Origin of the sequence: Neobacillus novalis NBRC 102450 (assembly GCF_001591805.1) — a bacterium.
Lineage (GTDB): Bacteria > Bacillota > Bacilli > Bacillales > Cytobacillaceae > Neobacillus > Neobacillus novalis.
Genome location: NZ_BCVP01000030.1, coordinates 11813 through 33706 on the forward strand (window position 1 = coordinate 11813; position 21894 = coordinate 33706).

21 protein-coding genes are annotated in these 21894 nt (G+C 40.8%); 2 read left to right on the plus strand and 19 right to left on the minus strand.

Going from position 1 to position 21894, the window contains the following annotated elements:
• Positions 1–35 precede the first annotated feature (35 nt).
• The 5 genes from lpdA to BANVL01_RS20045 form a co-directional block, all read right to left on the minus strand.
• Positions 36–1457: a dihydrolipoyl dehydrogenase gene (gene lpdA, locus BANVL01_RS20025; RefSeq protein WP_066089629.1), complete on the minus strand. Its 1422-nt coding sequence runs from the start codon at positions 1455–1457 to the stop codon at positions 36–38.
• 22 nt (positions 1458–1479) lie between these two features.
• Positions 1480–2598, minus strand: a complete 1119-nt coding sequence (gene buk, locus BANVL01_RS20030) for a butyrate kinase (protein WP_172800872.1) — start codon at positions 2596–2598, stop codon at positions 1480–1482.
• An 83-nt stretch (positions 2599–2681) separates the two neighbouring features.
• Positions 2682–3791, minus strand: a complete 1110-nt coding sequence (gene bcd / locus BANVL01_RS20035; protein WP_180321546.1) for a branched-chain amino acid dehydrogenase — start codon at positions 3789–3791, stop codon at positions 2682–2684.
• 23 nt (positions 3792–3814) lie between these two features.
• Positions 3815–4720, minus strand: a complete 906-nt coding sequence (gene yqiS, locus BANVL01_RS20040) for a phosphate butyryltransferase (protein ID WP_066096743.1) — start codon at positions 4718–4720, stop codon at positions 3815–3817.
• A 131-nt stretch (positions 4721–4851) separates the two neighbouring features.
• A complete protein-coding gene (locus BANVL01_RS20045) occupies positions 4852–6927 on the minus strand; it encodes a sigma-54 interaction domain-containing protein (RefSeq protein WP_066089638.1) in 2076 nt (691 codons plus the stop codon).
• Positions 6928–7116: 189 nt separating this feature from the next.
• Between BANVL01_RS20045 and BANVL01_RS20050 the strand changes: the two genes are divergently transcribed.
• On the plus strand, positions 7117–7350 hold the full coding sequence (locus tag BANVL01_RS20050; RefSeq protein WP_066089641.1) for a DUF2627 domain-containing protein: 234 nt from the start codon (positions 7117–7119) through the stop codon (positions 7348–7350).
• 16 nt (positions 7351–7366) lie between these two features.
• Here the strand turns inward: BANVL01_RS20050 and BANVL01_RS20055 are convergent, their stop codons facing one another.
• Positions 7367–8095, minus strand: a complete 729-nt coding sequence (locus BANVL01_RS20055) for a glycerophosphodiester phosphodiesterase (protein WP_066089644.1) — start codon at positions 8093–8095, stop codon at positions 7367–7369.
• A gap of 37 nt (positions 8096–8132) precedes the next feature.
• Between BANVL01_RS20055 and BANVL01_RS26925 the strand changes: the two genes are divergently transcribed.
• Entirely contained in the window at positions 8133–8282 is a 150-nt protein-coding gene (locus BANVL01_RS26925; RefSeq protein ID WP_066089649.1) for a YycC family protein, read from the plus strand.
• A gap of 39 nt (positions 8283–8321) precedes the next feature.
• Here the strand turns inward: BANVL01_RS26925 and spo0A are convergent, their stop codons facing one another.
• From spo0A to accC, 13 genes are all read right to left on the minus strand, one after another.
• Positions 8322–9113, minus strand: a complete 792-nt coding sequence (gene spo0A / locus BANVL01_RS20060) for a sporulation transcription factor Spo0A (RefSeq protein ID WP_066089652.1) — start codon at positions 9111–9113, stop codon at positions 8322–8324.
• A 281-nt stretch (positions 9114–9394) separates the two neighbouring features.
• Positions 9395–10684, minus strand: coding sequence for a SpoIVB peptidase (gene spoIVB / locus BANVL01_RS20065; protein WP_066089653.1), 1290 nt, complete (start codon positions 10682–10684; stop codon positions 9395–9397).
• Between the two features lie 173 nt (positions 10685–10857).
• Entirely contained in the window at positions 10858–12546 is a 1689-nt protein-coding gene (gene recN, locus BANVL01_RS20070) for a DNA repair protein RecN (RefSeq protein ID WP_066089656.1), read from the minus strand.
• A 15-nt stretch (positions 12547–12561) separates the two neighbouring features.
• Entirely contained in the window at positions 12562–13011 is a 450-nt protein-coding gene (gene ahrC / locus BANVL01_RS20075) for a transcriptional regulator AhrC/ArgR (protein ID WP_066089659.1), read from the minus strand.
• A 141-nt stretch (positions 13012–13152) separates the two neighbouring features.
• Complete coding sequence (locus BANVL01_RS20080) at positions 13153–13986, minus strand: TlyA family RNA methyltransferase (RefSeq protein ID WP_066089663.1); 834 nt, start codon at positions 13984–13986, stop codon at positions 13153–13155.
• 3 nt (positions 13987–13989) lie between these two features.
• Complete coding sequence (gene dxs / locus BANVL01_RS20085) at positions 13990–15885, minus strand: 1-deoxy-D-xylulose-5-phosphate synthase (RefSeq protein ID WP_066089666.1); 1896 nt, start codon at positions 15883–15885, stop codon at positions 13990–13992.
• 166 nt (positions 15886–16051) lie between these two features.
• Positions 16052–16945 carry a polyprenyl synthetase family protein gene (locus tag BANVL01_RS20090; protein ID WP_066089669.1) on the minus strand — a complete coding sequence of 298 codons (894 nt, stop codon included), beginning with the start codon at positions 16943–16945 and terminating at the stop codon, positions 16052–16054.
• 3 nt (positions 16946–16948) lie between these two features.
• The gene (locus tag BANVL01_RS20095; RefSeq protein WP_066089672.1) at positions 16949–17182 is read right to left on the minus strand and encodes an exodeoxyribonuclease VII small subunit; all 234 of its coding nucleotides are present in this window, start codon (positions 17180–17182) and stop codon (positions 16949–16951) included.
• Positions 17172–18530, minus strand: coding sequence for an exodeoxyribonuclease VII large subunit (gene xseA, locus BANVL01_RS20100; protein WP_066089675.1), 1359 nt, complete (start codon positions 18528–18530; stop codon positions 17172–17174). Before xseA ends, BANVL01_RS20095 begins: the two co-directional genes overlap by 11 nt.
• Before the next feature lie 78 nt (positions 18531–18608).
• Complete coding sequence (gene folD / locus BANVL01_RS20105; protein WP_066089677.1) at positions 18609–19466, minus strand: bifunctional methylenetetrahydrofolate dehydrogenase/methenyltetrahydrofolate cyclohydrolase FolD; 858 nt, start codon at positions 19464–19466, stop codon at positions 18609–18611.
• 36 nt (positions 19467–19502) lie between these two features.
• Complete coding sequence (gene nusB / locus BANVL01_RS20110) at positions 19503–19901, minus strand: transcription antitermination factor NusB (RefSeq protein ID WP_066089682.1); 399 nt, start codon at positions 19899–19901, stop codon at positions 19503–19505.
• Positions 19902–20103: 202 nt separating this feature from the next.
• Positions 20104–20511, minus strand: coding sequence for an Asp23/Gls24 family envelope stress response protein (locus BANVL01_RS20115; RefSeq protein ID WP_066089685.1), 408 nt, complete (start codon positions 20509–20511; stop codon positions 20104–20106).
• A 21-nt stretch (positions 20512–20532) separates the two neighbouring features.
• Positions 20533–21888, minus strand: a complete 1356-nt coding sequence (gene accC / locus BANVL01_RS20120) for an acetyl-CoA carboxylase biotin carboxylase subunit (protein WP_066089689.1) — start codon at positions 21886–21888, stop codon at positions 20533–20535.
• Positions 21889–21894 lie beyond the last annotated feature (6 nt).

The following is a 21894-nucleotide window of genomic DNA, read 5'->3' on the forward strand; positions in this document are numbered from 1 at the left end:
TAATTATTTACCTCCCATTTGTTCGACTATAATGCTTATGAATGGATAGCTTTCCCATCAACCGCAAGTGCGGCTTCACCTATTGCTTCTGATAAAGTTGGATGAGGATGGATCGTGTGGGCGATTTCCCATGGTGTTGCATCTAATACCATCGCAAGCCCAGCCTCTGTAATCATATCTGTTACATGTGGACCAATCATATGCACCCCTAGAATATCATTGGTTTCCTCATCAGCAATAATTTTCACAAATCCATCTGATTCTCCAAAAACAAGTGCCTTCCCAATTGCACGGAAAGAAAATTTACCAACCTTCACTTTATGACCTTTCTCTTTAGCATGATCCTCGGTAATCCCTACACTCGACACCTCTGGATTACTATAAATACATCTAGAAACTAGATTGTAATCAAATGGAGACGGGTCATTCCCTGCGATATGCTCTACCGCAACAATTCCTTCATGCGAAGCAACATGGGCCAATTGCAAGCCGCCAATTACATCGCCTATCGCATAAATATGGGATTCCTTCGTTTGGAAGAATTTATTTGTTACAATAAAGCCCTTCTCTACTTGAATTTCTGTATTATTAAGTCCGATGCCCTCCGTGTTGGCTTGGCGGCCAACCGAAACGAGAAGTTTCTCTGCTTTAAATTCCTTCACTCCACCCTTAACCTCGGCAGAAATGGCAACTCCGTTATCCTTAACAAGCGTTTCCGGAAGAACCTTGGCACTTGTTACGAGTTTAATCCCTTTTTTCTTCATCAAACGCTGCATTTCCTTTGAAATTTCTTTGTCTTCTGTTGGAATGATCCGGTCAGCATATTCAAGAACCGTCACCTCAACCCCGAAATCAGAAAGCATTGAGGCCCATTCAATCCCAATTACGCCGCCTCCGACAATAATAATTGAACTTGGCAGTGCTTCAAGCTGTAAGGCTTCGTCAGAGGACAAGACATAGTCACCATCAATTTCAAGCCCTGGCAGTGTCCTTGGTCTTGATCCGGTGGCAATAATTACATTTTTTGGAATCAACATTTCATTATCGTCGCCATTGTTCATTTCAACTGAAATTGTGCCAGGCATCGGCGAGAAAATCGATGGCCCTAAAATGCGGCCTAACCCTTCATAAACATCAATCTTTCCTTGCTTCATCAAATGCTGAACACCTTTATGTAATTGATCGATAATTTTATTTTTTCTTTCTTGTACTTTTCCGAAATTAACCGAAACCTCGCCGGTTACAACACCAAAATCTTCACCCCGTTTTGCTGTTGCAAAAACCTCCGCGCTTCTTAGCAACGCCTTACTTGGAATGCAGCCATTATGAAGGCAGGTTCCGCCAAGTTTTCCTTTTTCAACGATGGCTGTTTTTAAGCCTAGCTGTGAGGCGCGAATCGCCGCTACATAGCCGCCTGTTCCACCGCCAAGAATGACCAAATCGTATTCTTGTGCCACTTATGTTTCCTCCCCATTCCCGTTAAATTTTTGCTGTTGTAAAATTCCCTGGATATGTCTTTACGTTTTCTTCACCCCGTAAAACGCGGAGTGCTCCTTCTGCAAGTGCTTGGAGTTCGTTTTCACCAGGGTGTACAATCACATCAGCAATCCAATTAATCCTATCGGTGATAGATTTCACAAAGCCTTTTCCATAGGCAAGTCCGCCTGTTAAAATGATAGCATCTACTTTGCCGGAAAGGACAGCACTGGCAGCACCAATTTCTTTGGCAACCTGATAGGCCATCGCGTCATAAACAAGCCGCGCCTCTTCATCGCCAGCTTCAATTCTTCGCTCTACTTCTACCGCATCATTTGTTCCAAGGTAGCCGACAAGGCCTCCTTGACCGACAAGCCGCTTCATAATTTCTTCACGGTAATGCTCACCTGAAAAACACAAAGCAATTAAATCCCCTGCAGGAACCGTCCCCGCACGCACTGGGCTAAAGGGGCCGTCACCGTGCAAACCATTGTTAACATCGACAACTTTGCCTTGCTTATGGACGCCAACGGTTATCCCGCCACCCATATGGGTTACAATCAGATTCAAGTTGTTATATTTTTTTCCTAATTCCTTTGCCACTCTTCTTGCCACTGCTTTTTGGTTTAAAGCATGGAAAATACTTTTTCTTTCAATTAAGGAAAATCCAGAGATTCTTGCAATCGGGTCAAGTTCGTCGACAACGACTGGATCGACAATAAACGCTGGAATATTAAGGCCTGAGGCGATTTCCGAGGCAATGATAGCGCCAAGGTTTGATGCGTGCTGTCCTGTATGAGCAGAACGTAAATCCTGCAGCATCGTATCATTGACTGCATATGTACCGCCCTCAATCGGTCGGAGCAAGCCGCCGCGTCCGCAAACAGCCGATAATTTCGAAATGTTAATTCCTTCATTATCCAGTGTTTCCAAAATAGTGTTTTTTCTAAATTCATATTGATCAATAATAGTTGAAAAATTATTGATCATCACGGAGTCATGACGGATGGTTTTTTCAAAAATGGAAATTTCATTATCGAAGACTCCAATCTTGGTGGATGTTGAGCCTGGGTTGATGATGAGAATCCGATATTCATTATCTAGCAACGTAGTAACCTCCATTTAACAAAACAACTAAATTAAAGGCAAATGCGCTGAATTTCCCATTCAGCGCCCTGCCGTTTTCTATTTAACGAAAAATTTGCCTATCTTGAGATTCTATGACTTAAAATATGGTGGCCATTTTGCAGGAATTGGCTTCTGGAATTACGGATTCTTGCAATTCGCTCTTCAGCCATTCGATCTGCGGCAACGTAGGTTGGAATACCATCACGTTTTGAAATTTCTATTACCTTTTCAATCGTCGTATAGAGTTGTTCAACCTTCTTCATTGCCCGTTCTTGGTTGTATCCATAGAGTTCATCCGCAACATTGATGACACCACCGGCATTAATGACATAATCCGGAGCATAAACAATCCCCATTTCGTGGATGATATCCCCATGGCGGGTATCTTTCAATTGATTGTTAGCTGAACCGGCAATCACTCTTGCCTTTAGCAGCGGAATCGTTTCATCATTGATGGTTGCTCCTAGAGCACATGGAGCATAAATATCACATTCGACACCATAAATTTCATCCGGGTCTACCGCAAGCGCGCCAAATGCTTCTACCGCACGATTTACTGCTTCTTTATTAATATCGGTTACAATCAGCTGAGCGCCTTCTTCATGTAAGTATTGGCAAAGAGTATACGCTACATTTCCAATACCTTGAACAGCCACTACTCTTCCTTCTAGTGAATCAGTGCCAAAGGCTTCTTTCGCCGCTGCTTTCATTCCGCGATAAACGCCGAATGCCGTTACTGGAGAAGGATTGCCTGATGAACCGAAGGCCGGTGAGATTCCGGTAACGTAATCTGTCTCTTCGTGAATTAAATCCATATCGGCAACAGTTGTACCTACATCTTCCGCAGTAATATAGCGGCCATTCAGTCCTTGGATATAACGGCCAAATGCACGGAACATTGCTTCATTTTTATCTTTTCGAGGGTCGCCGATAATGACTGTTTTACCGCCCCCGAGATTTAAACCTGCAGCAGCATTCTTATATGTCATCCCTTTTGCTAAACGAAGGGCGTCTTCAATCGCAGCTTCTTCTGATGCGTATGTCCACATACGGGTTCCGCCTAAAGCAGGTCCAAGTGTTGTATCATGAATAGCGATGATCGCTTTTAAACCCGATTGTTTATCCTGACAGAATACCACTTGCTCATAATCGTATTTTTCTAAGTAATTGAAGATTTCCATGTTCATATTCCTCCTCGAATTTTGAGTATCTATTTTTTAACACAGCATAACGCTAACGCAAGAGAGTAAAGCTTACTTTCCGCTGAATCGGCCCTTGAGGTTAACACAATCGGCGCTTTCGCCCCGGCAATCACCGCTCCAACCTTTGCCTTTGCAAAGTAAATTAATGATTTATATAACACATTTCCAACCTCAATAGTTGGAACCAATAATATATCCGCTCTGCCGGCCACTTCACTCGAAATCCCTTTGTGTTCTGCAGCCAATGCTGAAACGGCATTATCTAACCCAAGCGGGCCGTCAACAATGCACCCGGATATTTGACCGCGTTTATTCATCATTGTTAACGCAGCAGCATCCACGGTAGCCTGCATCGCAGGATTCACTACCTCTACCGCAGCAATCGGCGCTACTTTCGGAGTTTCGATTCCAATAGCTTTGGCGAGTAAAACAGCATTTTTAATAATTTGTGCTTTTTGTTCCAAGTCAGGCGCAATATTCATTGCTGCGTCCGTGATAATCGTAAATTGGTCATAACCGGGAATTTCAAAAAAGGAAACATGCGATAAAACATTCCCTGTTCTTAGACCATATTCCTTATTTAAGACCGCCTTTAAAAGGATATTGCTTGGAATATTGCCTTTCATCAAAACATTTGCTTCTTTGTTAAAAACAGCTTTAACAGCTAGTTCAGCCGCAATGGCTTCAGAATCAGCATCCACAATTTTCAGCCGATTATTATTCATCCAATCAAATTTTTTCATTTCGATGAGTGAGGAAATTTTCTCTTTATCACCGAACAGGATAAAACGAGCAAGATTTCGGTCTAGTGCATCGATAACTGCTTCAATTACTTCAGCATCTTCTGCTGCAGCAACTGCAACCGTATTTGTGCCTTCCTGGGCTGCTTTGTCAATCAGTGAATCCAGCAACAAGTTGTCATCAACCCTTTCTCCTCTTACTGCAACTCCGATATAGTAATATGCAAGATTCGTGCCAAAACTAACTTCCATGAAAACGCTTTATTCTCTTTCTCTTCCACGCAACTTTTTTCATACTATGAAAATTATTGCGTGCTATTATTTTCAAGTTTGTATTTTTCAAGTTTATAATATAGATTTCTTACTGACAAGCCCAGCGTTTTGGCCGTAAGGGTTTTGTTTCCCTTTAAGCGGAAAAGCGTTTGCTGAATAATTTTTGCCTCGTATTCATCCATCATTTCTGTTAACGATTGGTTTAATGTAAAAGAAGCGCTGCTATAGGTTTCAGAAAGCTCATTGGTTAATTTTTTATTGTTTAATTCGGGTAAATGATGGACATCGATTAATGTCTCAAAATAATTCACAAAAATAATCGCCCTGCCAAGGATATTTTCTAATTCCCGCACGTTCCCGGGCCAGTCGTAGCCCATCAACTGCAGTAATGCTGCTTGGGTAACCCCTTCTACATTTCTTCCATAATCACGATTGATTTTTTGAATGAGTCTTTCACTTAATACAGGAATCTCTTCTTTTCGTTTTCTTAAGGGCGGAATATGTATTGGCATACGGTTTAAACGATAATATAAGTCTTCCCTAAAGGAGCCTTTTGCAATACCCTTTTCCAGATTAACATTGGTTGCTGCGATGATTCTAACATTGATGGGAACAGGCTTTGTCCCGCCTACACGGGTAATTTCATTCTCTTGTAAAACCCTCAGCAGTTTAGCCTGGGTATTGGCGGAAAGCTCACCTATCTCATCAAGAAAAATGCTGCCATTATTCGCTTCTTCGAAGAAACCAAGTTTTCCACCTCTTATTGCCCCGGAAAAGGCTCCTTCTTCGTAGCCAAATAATTCGCTTTCAAGCAAGGATTCGGATATAGCGGCGCAATTGACGCGTATAAATTTGTTATATTTTCGATCACTTGCATTATGGATCGCATGGGCAAACAATTCTTTTCCGGTACCCGATTCCCCCCGCAGCAGAACGGTTGCGGGGGTTTTCGCCCCTAGCTTTGCCTGCTCAATGGCCAGCATCATTTCATCAGATTTTCCGATAATATCTTCAAAGGTATACTTTGCCTCTAGTTTCCGGATTATTTGTCTTGCGCGACTTAATTCCCGGCTTAGCGATTTCATTTCCGACATATCATGGATAACCCCGACACTGCCTTTTAATTTCCCTTTGACGATAATCGGTGCGACATTAACGATGACTTCCCTCTTATTTGGACCTACCCTCATCGGAGTTCCCCGAACAGCTCGTCTGGTTTGCAGTACCTTCATATGCATACTTTCCCCCTCAGAGATGTCCGCGGTAGCAGGCTGGCCGATTACTTGCTCTTTAGTGAGACCAGTAATACGGGTATAGGCCGGATTGATGAGTATTCCACGGCCATTTTCATCGACAACAGAAATGGCATCATCACTGGAATGGATAATCGCTTGAAGCATGGTTTGGATTTCTTTTAAATCTGTGATTTCCTCCGCCAGATTAACAACCTCGGTAATATCTTTAAAGACAGCAAATGCGCCAATTAACGTCCCGTTTTCTTCAATGATCGGAATGCGGGTGGTAATGATTTTCCGATCATTACTCAGGACCATTTCTTGGTTTGCTTCTATCCTTCTAGTGTCAAGAATGAGCGGCAGCCTGGTTGTGGGTATGACTTCAACGACGGGTTTTCCTAATGCTTCCTCTTTTTTTACTCCCATTATTTCTTCTGCGCGTTTGTTAAATAAGATGACCGTTCCATGATTGTCAATCACCATCATCCCATCATTCGTTGCATTGAAAATCAGTTCCTGTTTATATGATTCATTTTGATGCTTAGCGATAAGATCTTCTTTCTCTTCCATAAGCTTCGACAACAGAAAAGCAACGCTTCCTGGAATTAATACTGTTTTTTTCTTTTTTGCATTTCTTAATTCTTGAAAGACTGCGTCATTCCCGGTTACCTCAATGATGATATCGATAGTTTCGGTCAGAAAAGGCTGCCAATTGGTCCCTGTTTTAATCCCCTCTTCTTGAGCCAATATAATTCCTGGTGCATCAAAATTTCGATCAATCACCACCTGAACATGTAACACTTCTGATTCTTTTAAAATTTTTAAGATTGCTGTCCCACCCTTACCGGCCCCAACAATCATAACGTTCTGCATTTTTTCTGCCCCTTTTAATTAAAGAAATATTTTTCATTCTTCCATAGGTAAAAGCATGCAATTTCCTTCACTCTCCCTATTTTATTACCAAACACAATGTTTGACAAATTATTTCTATGTAATAATATTTTCTTGAGATATAATTAGATATACCTTGTCATTATTATTAGCAATTGGAAGGAACTATTTATGATACGTATTTTTGCCCTTATCATATTATTGATCCCAGGAGCTTTAGCCGCTTATGGGATAAAATTAATGCGTGATATGACCTTCGGGATTCTTCAGGCGCCATTCCCTTATTTGTGGCTTCAATTTCTTGTGGGTCTACTCTTTTTCATCGGCGGTCTTGCGTTTGTAACAGGATTTATTTTTCATCGCGATCAAAAGAGAAATAAGGTCCAAACTCGTTTTAAAAAATAAGGAAGAAAAGAGGCCGCTAGGGTCTCTTTTCATATTGTTTCCGGATTCGAAGTGCCTTAACTGTATCGTCGGTAATAATTGCCGTGCAATTAATCTTAAAGAAACGATGCATATCGGCATCTTTATTGACGGTATAGGGCCTTACGGCAATTCCATTTGCCATCGTATTAACGATGATCTTATCTGACATCGCAGAATGTTTTGGATGAATCCCTTTTGCTCTTATCGATTGTGAATAAATCCACGGCATATATATGCCTTCAATAAAAAGCGGAGCTGTTTCAATTTCCGGAGCCAGCCGATAACTGTAAACGATACTATAGTGATTAAAAGAGGAAATAATAATCCGATTGGAGAGGCCGTAGCTTTGAACAAGATCAATGACCTTTTCTTCCATACCTTCATAAGGAAACAGACCGTTTTTCAGTTCAATATTACATAGAAGCTTGTTAGTCTTCATCCGTTCAAGGACTTCTGCCAGGGCTGGAATCGGCTCTTTTTTAACGCCTTTTTTATTGGCATTTAGTTTTCTAATTTCTTTATATAAAAAGTCTTTGACGAAACCATTACCGTTCGTTGTTCGGTCGACTTTTTCATCGTGAATAACAACTAGTTCACCATCTTTCGTCAATTGAACATCGAGTTCGATCCCATCCGCTCCTGCCTTTTCTGCTTCACCAAAGGCACCCATTGTATTTTCAGCAAAAGAGACAGCGTAGCCGCGATGTGCAAAAATCTGCGTCATTTTTTCACTTCCCAACTTTAGAATGGAGGACTTACAATTGAAACCTTTACAATTATCACCCGAAACAGCAATCAAGCTTTCCAAAAAATTAAAAGTACCGATAGAACAGCTTATGCATATGCCCCAACATATTCTTATTCAAAAGATAATGGAATTGGAAAAGGAAAACAATAATTCTTCAAAATAAAAAGCCTCATTGCTGAGGCCTTTTATTTTATTCTTCCTTTCAAGAAGCCTTATGCTCAAGGCGTAATTTATCGGCGACCATGGCGATGAACTCCGAGTTGGTCGGTTTTGCTTTTGACATGCTGACAGTGTATCCAAAAAGGCTGGATATCGAGTCAATATTACCGCGGCTCCACGCTACCTCGATGGCGTGACGAATTGCACGCTCAACTCGGCTTGCTGTCGTGTTATACTTTTTGGCAATATCCGGATATAATACTTTCGTGATTGAGCCAAGAAGCTCGATATCGTTGTAAACCATTGAAATGGCTTCACGCAAGTATAAATAGCCTTTAATATGCGCCGGAACACCAATTTCATGAATAATGCTCGTAATACTTGCATCTAAATTTTTTGGTTTTTGTTCCGATTGAGAACGATAGCTTGACGTCGAAGCCTTACGAGTAAACGAATTGCTATTGCCGCTGACTTGGCGGATATGATTCCCTAGATTCTCCATATCAAATGGTTTCAAAATAAAATAGGAAGCTCCAAGTTCAACTGCTTTTTTCGTCACATCTTCCTGCCCAAAAGCTGTCAGCATAATGACATTTGGCAGTGACCCTCTTTTTAACTCCCGTAGACGCTCAAGGACGGCCAAACCATCAAGATGGGGCATGATAATATCTAAAACAAGAACATCAGGGTCTACACTCCCTAACATGTCTAAACACTCCTGGCCATTATGAGCAATCCCAACCACTTCCATATCTTCTTGGGATGAAATATAATCCTCCAATAATCCAACTAGCTCCCTATTATCATCAACGACGCAAACTTTTATTTTCTTCAATTCCTGTTCCTCCTCAAGTTCAACTCATCTCTATTTCATCTTAAATCGATAATCAGCTGTAATCTCTTAATTCTATTCTAATTTACAAATTCGACAACGCAACAAAAATTCCTCTCATTTTTTTAATATTTCTTAAAATAGTGATAAAAACTTATCTTTTCTTGGTTTTTCTCTTCTTTTCGACGAAATTCGCTTTATTTCCAATATATCACTGGTTTTTGTCGAATATTCTTTTTACATAAAAAAGCAAAATAGAGATTTTCCCCTATTTTGCTCAAAAGTTAGCTAGCCTTGCTTTTTGCTGTTTCGTATATGTTAATTCCAGCTTCATTCAGCATCCATTCTATATGCACCCCATAACCTGAGGTCGGATCATTGACAAAGACATGTGTTACGGCTCCGATTAGCTTTCCATCTTGGATAATCGGACTTCCGCTCATCCCTTGAACAATTCCTCCTGTTTTTTCAAGGAGCCTAGGGTCGGTAACTTTTATGACCATCCCTTTAGTAGCTGGAAACTTTTGCGGAATTGTGCTTACAATTTCGATATTAAATTCTTCTACTCGGTCGTTATTCACCACTGTTAATATCTTTGCAGGTCCTTCTTTCACTTGATGAGATAACGCAATTGGCAATGGTTTATCCATAACGCCATTTTTTAATTCTTCATTTAATTCTCCAAAAATTCCGAACGGACTATTCTTTTGAATATTCCCAACGATTTCACGGTCATTTGAGAAGCGGGCAAGCTTTTCACCGGGATCACCATTACTGCCTTTTTCAATGGACGTGACGGTTGACCGAACAATTTGGCCATCCTCGACCACAATTGGTTTTTTTGTATCCATGTCTGAAATGACATGCCCAAGGGCACCATATTTTTTAGATTGAGGGTGAATGAAGGTCATTGTCCCAATCCCTGCAGCAGAATCCCTAATATATAAACCAAGCTTATAAGTGTTTTCCCCTTTATCTTTTAATGGGGTGAGTTTGGTGGATATCTTTCCACTTTCCCTGCTTATGGAGATATCGAGAGCTTTACCTGTTTGTCCTGCCGTTTGCACAAACGGAGCAACATCGGTCATTTTTTCTATTTTACGGCCGTTAATTTCTGTAATAATATCCCCAATTTTTATTCCTGCAATTTCACCTGGGGACTTTTTTCCATCTGTTGTATTGATTAAATGGTGGCCAACAACTAAGACACCAACCGTATTTAATTTGACACCTATTGATTGACCGCCTGGAATGACTCGAAAATCCTTTAAGACATGTACATCGACCTTTTTTATTGGAATACCAGCAAATTCTAACAGCATTTCATTCTTGCCTTTTTCAGTTGCTTTTACTGTAACCGATTGTTTTTCCTGATCAAGCGTGTTTTTAGAATTGTGAGAATCAAAGGCGGCTGATACCGGGGCAGCCTTATTGAATGTGTAATCCTGTCCTTCAAAAACAGTAATCGTCTTGGGAATACTTAAATATTGACTCATAGGCTGAAAAAAAATAAGGCTAACTAATGAAACAAGGAGAATTCCACCAATAATTTTTCTAATTATCTCAAACCTCAAAATTTTCACTCTCCTCGCTTCTAGTTACTACAGTTAAAAATGGCTACATCTTTAATTTTGCCTCGTTCACAAGCATTTATAACTGGTATAAACATAAAAAAGCTACCCGAGATGGATAGCATTACAATTTTTTCCGAATTAATGGGCGGTAAGACCTCTAAATGATTGAAATTTCACCTTATTTTATTTTCTGCTGCTAAATTTAATAATTCCTCTGCATGTTGTTTGGTAAGTTCGGTAATTTCCGCCCCGGAAATCATCCGGCCAATTTCTTTAATTTTATCTGCTAAAGACAATGGAGTAACCGAAGTTGTCGTTCTGCCGCCTTTAATCGTCTTTGAAATAAATAAATGAGTATCTGCCATAGCTGCCACCTGTGGTAAATGAGAAATACATAACACCTGGGAATCTATCGCAACTTTATAAATTTTTTCCGCAATTGACTGGGCAACTCTCCCGCTCACACCCGTATCTACCTCATCGAAAATGATCGAAGTCACACCTTGATGCTTGGAAAAAATACTCTTTAGAGCTAGCATGATCCGTGATAACTCACCTCCAGAAGCGACTTTCGATAAAGGCTTCAACGGTTCTCCCGGGTTGGTTGAAATATAAAACTCTACATGGTCAACGCCATTTTTTGAAAAATGCTGAATGTCGGATTCAAAACGAATTTCAAAAACGGTTTTCGCCATATATAATTCCTTCAATTCTTTATGTATTAATCGTGTTAGCTTTTCAGCCCATTTGTGACGAAGTTCAGTTAATTGCTTGGCTTCAAGAACTAAGTCTTTTCTAATCGAGGTTAATTCTTTTTCCAATTCAGCTATATGTGTTTCTTTGTTTTGGAGCGTTTCAATTTCTTCTTCGATTTTCGCTGCATATTCTACTATTTCATCGATTGTTTTGCCGTATTTCCGTTTAAGCTGGTTAATTTCATTTAAACGGTTTTCAATTTCATTTAGCCGTTCCGGATCGTATTCTAACGCATCCAATTCACTTCTTAATGAACTTGCTGCATCCTCTAACAGATAAAAACTATTTGATACGGAATCAAAAATTCCTTTATAGCTTGAATCAAGCGCTGCAGCATCTTCGAGGTACCCCATAACCATGCCAATCCAATCAAGCCCTTTTTGGTCTCCATTTAACGCGGCATAACCTGATTGAATCGCTTCAAATACTCTTTCAAAATTCCCCAATTTTCTTTTTTCCTCAAAAAGCACTTCATCTTCATGAAGTTTTAATTCAGCCTTTTGAATTTCATCTAATTGAAATTGAATTAAATCAAGGCGGTGGGCCGTCTGCTGATCATTTTCACTTAAAGTTTTTAGCTTATGTAAAGTCTGTTCGTAACGCCGAAATACTTGCAGGTATTCAGATTCCGAGGCTAAGATTTCTTCCGAACCGAATTGATCAAGCAATTGTAAATGTTTGGTCTCATCCATCAATTCCTGATGTTCATGCTGACCATGAATATCCACAAGGGTTCGTCCAATTTCCCGAAGTGTTGATATCGTTACAAGCTTTCCGTTTATACGGCAAACGCTTTTTCCTGTTCGGGAAATACCGCGCCGTAATACAACCATTTCTTCTTCAATATCGATCCCAAAGTCTAAAGCTTTCTTAATCACAGGATGGTCTGGATCATCAAGTTGGAATAATCCTTCTATTTCTGCCTTTTCCTCTCCATGACGGACAAACTCTGCTGAACCTCTGCCACCTGTAAGTAAATGAATGGCATCAATAATAATCGATTTACCTGCACCTGTTTCCCCTGTAAGAACAGTTAATCCCTTTTTAAAAGAGATAGAAAGGGCTTCAATTATGGCGAAATTTTTTATTGACAATTCTGCTAACAAGGAACTCTCCCCCAATTACAGCATATCTAGGAATCGATTGGTAACGACTTCTGTATCCTCCGGTGTGCGACAAATAATTAATATCGTATCGTCACCACAAATCGTTCCTAATATTTCTTCCCAATCAAGATGATCGATAAGCGCACCAATGGCCATCGCATTACCGGGCAAGCACTTCATGACTAATAAATGCCCCGCTGAATCAATTCTGACAAACGCGTCGACTAATGAACGTTTTAGTTTTTGCAATGGATTAAATCTTTGGTCTGCCGGCAGACTGTATTTATAACGGCCATCAAGTAATGGTACTTTAACCAAGTGTAATTCTTTTATATCGCGTGAAACCGTGGCTTGGGTCACATTATAGCCGGCACTTTTGAGCTCATCAACAAGCTCATCCTGTGTCTCAATATCATTGCCGGCAATAATCTCTCTTATTTTTATAAGACGCTGCCCTTTATTCATTTTTTCACCCCTAGTTGTTAAAAACATTAGAGTATTTTGTACTAAAATGTCGTATCTACCCATATGTTAGCCCATTTTTATTACCTTGTACATTTATTCTTTTAAAATAAATCGAATAAAAGGATAGGCATCAGCCTATCCTTAGTATTCTTTCTTTGTATGAAATTCATTATGTGCTTCCTTAACTACGTCCGTAGGACTAACAGGGAGCTGAATGACGCCTGATTTCCGTTCACCTTCCCATTTAAGGTGAAGTAAAAATTCAATATTCCCATCACCGCCTGTGATTGGCGAAAAGGATAGATCTTCGACAAGGAATCCTTGTTGAACGGAAAAATTAATGATTTTATCGATTACCTGTAAATGTACTTTTTCATCACGCACAATGCCTTTTTTACCAACCTGGTCTCGTCCAGCCTCGAACTGTGGCTTAATAAGGGCAATAATATCACTTCCAGGGACAAGAAGTGTTTTTAACACAGGCAAAATTAAGGTTAGCGAGATGAATGATACATCAATTGAAGCGAAATTTGGCATTTCACCGGTTAAATCAGCAGGTGTTACATAGCGAAAGTTAGTCCTCTCCATCACCACAACTCGTTCGTCCTGCCTTAGCTTCCACGCAAGCTGATTGTAGCCAACATCGAGGGCATAGGACATTTTCGCGCCATTTTGCAGTGCGCAATCGGTAAATCCGCCGGTGGAAGCCCCAATATCTACTAACACTTTATCAAGGACACTGACATTAAATATTTTCAGCGCCTTCTCAAGCTTTAAGCCCCCGCGGCTGACATACTGGAGCATTTTCCCCTTTATGTTTAGCGGGATATCAATCTTGACTTTTTCTCCAGGTTTATCGAGCCGTTCTTCATTTGTATAAACCAGACCCGCCATGATGGTTCTTTTAGCTTTTTCCCTTGTTTCTATTAAACCTCGTTCCACGAGTAAAACATCTAAACGTTCTTTATTTTTCATAAGTTAAGCCCTTTGTTGTTTTTTCCTTGCCAGTTTTGAAATTCTCTTGATCACTCCGTCAGTCGTTAGCCCAATCTCTTCAAGGAGGGAGCCGACATCCCCATGTTCAATAAATTGGTCAGGAATTCCAAGTCTGTCAATTTGAGCATGGTAAAAGCCGTGATCATGTGCATATTCAAGAACAGCACTTCCAAATCCGCCTTGCAATACCGCTTCCTCGATGGTTAGGAGCGGGATGTTAGTTTCTAATAACTTCGTTAGCATCTTTTCATCCAACGGCTTAATAAACCGGGCATTGACCACTCTCACGGAGATTCCTTGCTTTTCAAGGGTCATCGCCGCATCAATAGCCATCGGAATCGTCGTTCCAAAAGTTAGAATGGCTGCGTCCTCGCCTTCTTTGATAACCTCCCACGTCCCAATAGGAATGCTCTGGAATTTCTCATCCATTGGTACACCGATTCCATTGCCGCGCGGGAATCTCATCGCAATGGGCCCATCGTCATAATTCAATGCCGTATAAACCATATGCTGGCCTTCATTTTCATCCTTCGGCATCATTAGGACCATGTTTGGTATATGTCTTAAAAAGGAAATATCGAAAACCCCTTGATGTGTTTCACCATCTGCACCAACTAAACCGGCACGGTCGATTCCAATAAATACATTTAAGTTCTGCCGGCAAATATCATGAACAACCTGGTCATAGGCCCGCTGCAAGAAAGTCGAGTAAATCGCTAAAAAAGGTTTCATATTTTGCGTCGCTAATCCTGCTGCTACTGTTGCCGCATGCTGCTCAGCGATTCCGACGTCATACATTCGTTCGGGAAACTCGCTGGCAAAGCCTTCTAGCTTTGAGCCAACTGGCATCGCTGGTGTAATCGCCACAATTCGTTCATCCTCGCGCGCGAGCTTGCGAACGGTTTCGCTGACTAAGCTGCTCCACGCTGGCGGCTGCTTTTTATTTGGCTTTACAAAGGCACCGGTGTCCATCTTATATGGACCTGTACCGTGCCATGTACCTGTTTTATCCGTTTCAGCCGGTTGAAACCCTTTTCCCTTTTTCGTAATGACATGAAGGAGGACGGGTCCGGCGGTCTTTTTAGCATAACTAAGGTGCTCAAATAAATCGTCAAAATTATGACCATCAATCGGGCCTAAATAGGTGAAACCTAGCTCTTCAAAAAACATACCTGAAACGAATAGATATTTAAGACTGTCCTTTATCCGTTCCGCAGTTGCTGCAAGTTTACCGCCAACAGCAGGCACCTTTTTCAACAGGACTTCTAGTTCATCTTTCACCCATTGATATTTTCCAGCTGTTCGCAATTGACCGAGAATATTATGAAGAGCCCCAACGTTTGGAGCAATCGACATTTCATTATCATTTAAAATCACAATCATGTCTTTTTTCTCATGGCCAATATGATTTAAGGCTTCTAGAGCCATTCCGCCTGTTAAGGCACCATCGCCAATAACCGGTACAACGAAGGATTTTTCTTTTTTTAAGTCCCTGGCAATCGCCATCCCCATCGCTGCAGAAAGCGAGGTGGAGCTGTGCCCTGTCTCCCATACATCATGCTCGCTTTCAATTCGTTTCGGAAAACCGCACAAGCCTTTGAATTGTCTTAGTGTATCAAATTCACGCGCTCTGCCAGTTAAAATTTTATGGACATAGGACTGATGCCCGACATCCCAAATAATTTTATCCTTTGGACTATTAAAACATTTATGTAAAGCTAGAGTTAATTCAACAACACCTAAATTCGGTCCAATATGGCCTCCGGTTACGGATAGCTTTTCAATCAAGAATTGGCGAATATCCTGACTTAAAGCCTCCAGTTCTTTATTCGACATTCCTTTTAAAAAGGACGGGTCTTTTATTGCTAACAGATCCATTTTTGGACCACTCACTTTCATACTTTTTCTGAAAAAATAGCCGCTAACACAGGTAGTGATAACGGCATTTGTCAACGTTTTCTACATTGAAAACTATTATAACACACTTCATTCATTGCCTCAAATTCCCTTTATGATAAAGGAAGGAGCGCCGTAAAACCTGTTTTTAATGGTCTCTTGATGCAATTAAATCCGTTATTTCCTCTAAGAGGTTTGTATGTAAACCTGTCTTTTTTAGATGTACTTTCGCTTGGTTTATTTGCTTATCCAATGCTTCTTTTGCACCTTCCAAAGATAGTAATTGGGGATACGTACTTTTATGATTTACTGTATCACTGCCAACAGTCTTGCCAATTAATTGTTGATTGCCAACTAAATCAAGAATATCATCCTGGATTTGAAAAGCAATACCAAGGTGGTGCGCAAAGGCAGAAAGGTGTTCTAATTGGCTCTCCGTTGCACCTGCCAAGATCGCCCCTGCTAACACACTAAACCTGAGCAGCTTGCCTGTCTTATGAATATGAATATACTCAAGCTCCTGAAGGGTTAAAGACTTCCCTTCGCCTTCCATATCTGCCACCTGGCCGCCAACCATTCCTTCACTCCCGGCTGCTTTTGCCATTTCAATGATTACCTTTAGCAATGTGTCAGGAGAAGCGAAATCAGACGAGATTTTCCCAATAACTTCAAAACTATAGGTTAATAAGGCATCGCCGGCCAATACGGCTATCGCATCACCAAAGACTTTGTGATTGGTCGGCTTTCCACGACGTAAATCGTCATTATCCATACTAGGTAAGTCATCATGGATTAAGGAATAGGTATGGATCATCTCAACTGCTGCAGCTGCAAACAGCCCTTTTTTCGGATCTACGCTATAGGCGTCCAATGTCGCAAATAATAATAATGGACGAATTCTCTTGCCGCCTGCTTCAAGGGAATAGATCATCGATTCTTTAATAATAGGTGGAGCAATGAGCTTATCAACCAGCTTCCGCAGCTCTGTTTCAAGCAGTTGTTTATATTCTTCGGCAAATGCGTCTAGTAACCTGGTTTCCAAGTTTTATTCCTCCTCATCAATCGAAAAGTTCTCCTTTCGCCCATCCTCCGTTATAATTTGAGTCAGTTGCTCTTCAACACTTTTCAATTTATCATGACAAATTTTAGATAATTCCATACCTTCTTTATAAAAAGTAATCGCTTCTTCTAATGGAACATCTCCTTCTTCAAGCTTATCGACAATTTGTTCCAGTTTCGTCATGGCGTCTTCAAAAGATAATTTCTTTTCATTCGTCACTTTTTCCGCTCTCCTTTATATTCTCCACATTACAGTATAGACTCCCGTCTGATAATTGAATCTGAACCCGCTCATTCACTTTAACTTGTTTCACCGTTTTAACAAGGCTGTAATCTTCGGTATAGGCTAAACTATAGCCTCGTTCCATTATTTTCAACGGGCTTAAGGCTTGTAAGGTTGACAGAACATGATTGAAATCCGTTTGTTTTTTTGAGAATATTTGAAGCATAGACCGGTTCATTTCTTTTTGTCTACGGTTGAACTGATTTTTAGCTTCAAGTAATGCTTCACTCGGGTGGTTTCGCTCCAAATGTTTATTAAGAATTTCATACTGGCCTTTTTTTAATAATGATAACCGGGAAGATCCGCGAACAAGCCTTTCTGTTAATTTGTCTACTTGCTCTAGCTTCTGTTCATAGAGACGATGTGGATAGCGGAAGGCATATGATTTTTGCACCCGGTTTAACCGCTCTTTTTCAAACCGGAATTTTTCCTGCATGGCTCTTAAAAGACGTGTCTGCCGCTGCAAAATCCGGTCCATTAGTTCCTCAATATGTGGAACAGCGAGCTCAGCAGCACCTGTCGGGGTCGGTGCTCTTAGATCAGCAACAAAATCTGCAATCGTAAAATCTGTTTCATGACCGACGGCCGAAATAATCGGAATCATTGAGGAAAAAATCGCCCGGGCTACCTGTTCCTCATTGAACGCCCATAATTCCTCAATAGAGCCTCCCCCGCGCCCAACAATCAAAACATCTATTTCCTTTATCTCATTTGCTTTATCAATTGCTTTAACAATGGAGGGTGCGGCATTATCACCTTGGACAAGGGCAGGGAAAACAAGAATATTGGCAATTGGATAACGCCTTTTAATTGTCGTAATGACGTCTCTTATCGCTGCACCTGTTGGAGAAGTAATCACGCCAACCGTTCTCGGATACAGGGGAATGGCCTTTTTCGCTTCCATTACAAATAGTCCCTCAGCCTCTAATCTTTGTTTTAACTGCTCATAGGCTAGAAATAATTCTCCAATGCCGTCAGGCTGCATCTCTCTAATATAGATTTGATACTGTCCGCTTGGTTCGTACACGGAAATATCGCCTTTTACAATCACTTTCATTCCGTTTTCCGGAGTAAATTTCATGAACCGAGACTGGCTGGCAAACATCACCGCAAGAATTCGGGCTTTTTCATCCTTTAAAGTAAAATACATATGGCCGCTCGAATGTTGTTTAAAATTTGAAATTTCGCCTCTTACATGGACATCATGTAAATGTGGATCAGCATCAAATTTTCGTTTTATGTATTTAGTTAAAGCATTTACGGATAGATATCTTTGCTCCTGCATAATAAGTTCCTCTTTTCAACCAATTCGCGAGTCTGTCCTTATTCTTTAGAGAATATAAAAGATAAGGACATGATCCTGCTAATCGCGCGTTAAACTTTGCTCGGCGGATTTTAGCGTATTATACATCAGCATCGTTATCGTCATTGGTCCTACTCCCTTTGGTACCGGTGTGATATATCCAGCCTTTTCACTCACCTCATCAAAGGCCACATCACCACAAAGCTTGCCGTCCTCATTACGGTTAATACCTACATCAATGACAACCGCGCCTTCTTTAACATGATCCGCTTTGATAAAGTTCGGGATCCCGACTGCAGCAACAAGGATATCCGCTTGTTTAGTATGTAACTTTAAATCTTTGGTTCTGGAATGACAGTAGGTTACGGTCGCATGCTGATTAAGAAATAATTGCCCTACCGGCTTGCCGACAATATTACTTCTGCCGACGACGACGACGTTTTTCCCGGCAATAGATATTCCTGTTTCCTCCAGAAGCACCATGATTCCATAAGGTGTACAGGGCAAAAAGGTATTTTGCCCGGTCATCATCCTGCCGATATTAATCGGATGGAAGCCATCGACATCCTTTACCGGGGAAATCGTCTCAATTACCTTTCTTTCATCAATATGTTTAGGAAGCGGCAGTTGAACTAAAATCCCATGGATGGCGGGGTCCCCATTTAATTCTTCAATTTTCGCAAGCAGGTCCTCTTCGGAAACCTCCTCCGGCATTTCAATTAATAAGGAGTACATGCCAAGATCTTTACATGTCTTTTCTTTATTAGTTACATATGTCCGTGAAGCATGGTTACTTCCGACAAGAATAACGGCTAATCCTGGGGTTACTCCCTGAGATTTAAGGGTAGCCACATGTTCGGCAATTTCTACTTTTTTCTTCGCAGCAATTTCTTTTCCATTAATAATTTGAGCAGTCATTATTATATCTCCCCTTATGTGAGAGGGACCAATCAATTAATCGTTAAGAAGCTTTTGTTTCACCTTTGAAAGAACACCATTAATAAACTTGCTTGATTGGTCATCCCCGTAAATTTTGGCTATCTCTATAGCTTCATCTAAAATAACATTTTCCGGAACTTCTGTTCGAAAGTATGATAATTCAAATACAGCCATTCTTAATAGGTTTCGGTCAACGGTAGCTAAACGATCTATCGTCCATTTTTCAAGGTTTTCACTTATCAATTTGTCAATTTCTGTTTTATTTTCGACAACGCCTATAACGAGCTTAGAAAGATATTCGTCACCTGCCTCCCCTTCCAAAACATGTTCAATCGCGGATGATGCCTCAGTGCTGCTTACATCGATTTGAAACAGAGCCTGTAATGCTTTTTCCCTTGCTGTTCTTCTCTTCATTATACCGTTAACTCCTTTAGATATATTAAAAAATTTTGTCTATATTTCATACATGATATTGGATTAAAACTAATAAAGATGGTTTGCACATAAAAAGATAATAGCATAACTAACATGGATTCGCACTGTAAGGATCATTTTTTTTCAATTTGAATCATTGGAAAAGAAAAACCAAAGGATTAAGTTCCTTTGGTTTTACATCTTACATCTCTGAATCAATTTCCGGTTCATTCTTTTGGGTTTCAAATTGAATTCCAACGACATGAATATTTACTTCCTCTGCATCTAATGCAGTCATATTAAGGAGCGCTTGCCGGATGTTATCTTGTACTTTCCCAGCTACAGTCGGAATCGATACTCCAAACTTCATCAAGCAGTACACATCAACCTTTATTCCTGATTCCGTCAGCTCCACTTTAACACCTTTACCGTGATTTTTTTTCCCTAAACGTTCTACAACACCCGTTGCAAAGTTTCCCCGCATCGAGGCGATACCTTCCACCTCGGAAGTGGCAATCCCCGCGATGACCTCAATTACTTCAGGGGCAATTTCAATCTTCCCATGCCCGCTATTACCCTGTTCCATTTCTAATACACTAAACTCGCTCATCTTTCCGTTCACCTCCATAAATTAGCTAGACTTCATCACATCATGCAATTCCAGGAATTTCGTATTAAATCCGCCTTCTACAAATGTTTCATGCTCTAGCAGTTTTAAATGAAATGGGATTGTTGTATGGATTCCCTCGATAACAAATTCACTTAATGCCCGTTTCATTCTTGAGATTGCCTCTTCCCTGCTGGCACCATATGCGATGACTTTCGCAATCATAGAATCGTAGTAAGGCGGTATCGTGTACCCTGGGTATGCAGCCGAATCAACACGAACTCCGAAACCTCCAGGCGGCAAGTACATTTTGATTTTTCCAGCAGAAGGGAGAAAATTCTTTTCTGGGTTTTCAGCGTTGATCCTGCACTCAATTGCCCATCCTGTAAAAGTGACTTCCTGCTGTTTTAATGATAACTTTTCACCGTTTGCCACTCGAATTTGTTCTTTAATGAGGTCGATTCCAGTGACCAATTCAGTTACAGGGTGCTCCACCTGAATCCTGGTGTTCATTTCCATAAAATAAAATTTACGATTGCGGTAGTCATAGATAAATTCTACCGTTCCGGCACCTGAATATGCAACTGCTTTTGCTGCTTTTACAGCGGCAGCACCCATCTCCTCGCGAATTTCTCCGTCTAAGGCAGGTGAAGGCGTTTCTTCAAGCAGCTTTTGCAGCCTGCGTTGAATGGAGCAATCTCTCTCGCCTAAATGGATGGTATTGCCGTGAGAATCACCCAAGACCTGAATTTCAACGTGACGGAAATCCTCAATATATTTTTCAATATAGACACCGGGATTCCCGAAAGCGGTAAGTGCTTCCTGCTGGGTAATATTGATGCCTTTAATTAATTCCGGCTCATTCCTGGCAACACGGATTCCTTTGCCGCCACCGCCTGCTGTTGCTTTAATAATGACTGGATACTGAATTTCTTCCACGAGTTGAAGGGCCTCATCGATGTCATTAATAATTCCGGTCGATCCGGGAACTATCGGCACCCCTGCTTCCTTCATCGTTTCTCTTGCGATATCCTTTGTACCCATTTTGGTGATTGCTTCTGGGCTTGGTCCAACAAAGGTTATATTACATTCACGACAGAGTTCAGCGAAATCGGCATTTTCTGCCAAGAAGCCATAACCAGGGTGAATGGCATCACAAGCGGTTAGCTTGGCGACACTAATAATATTTGTTACGTTTAAATAACTGTCTTTTGATGCAGTAGGACCAATGCAATAGGCTTCATCAGCCAACTGAACATGCAATGCTTCACGGTCTGCTTCTGAGAAAACGGCAACTGATTCAATTCCCATTTCCCGGCAGGCGCGAATAATCCTTACTGCGATTTCTCCTCTATTTGCAATTAACAGTTTTTTTATCATTCTGTT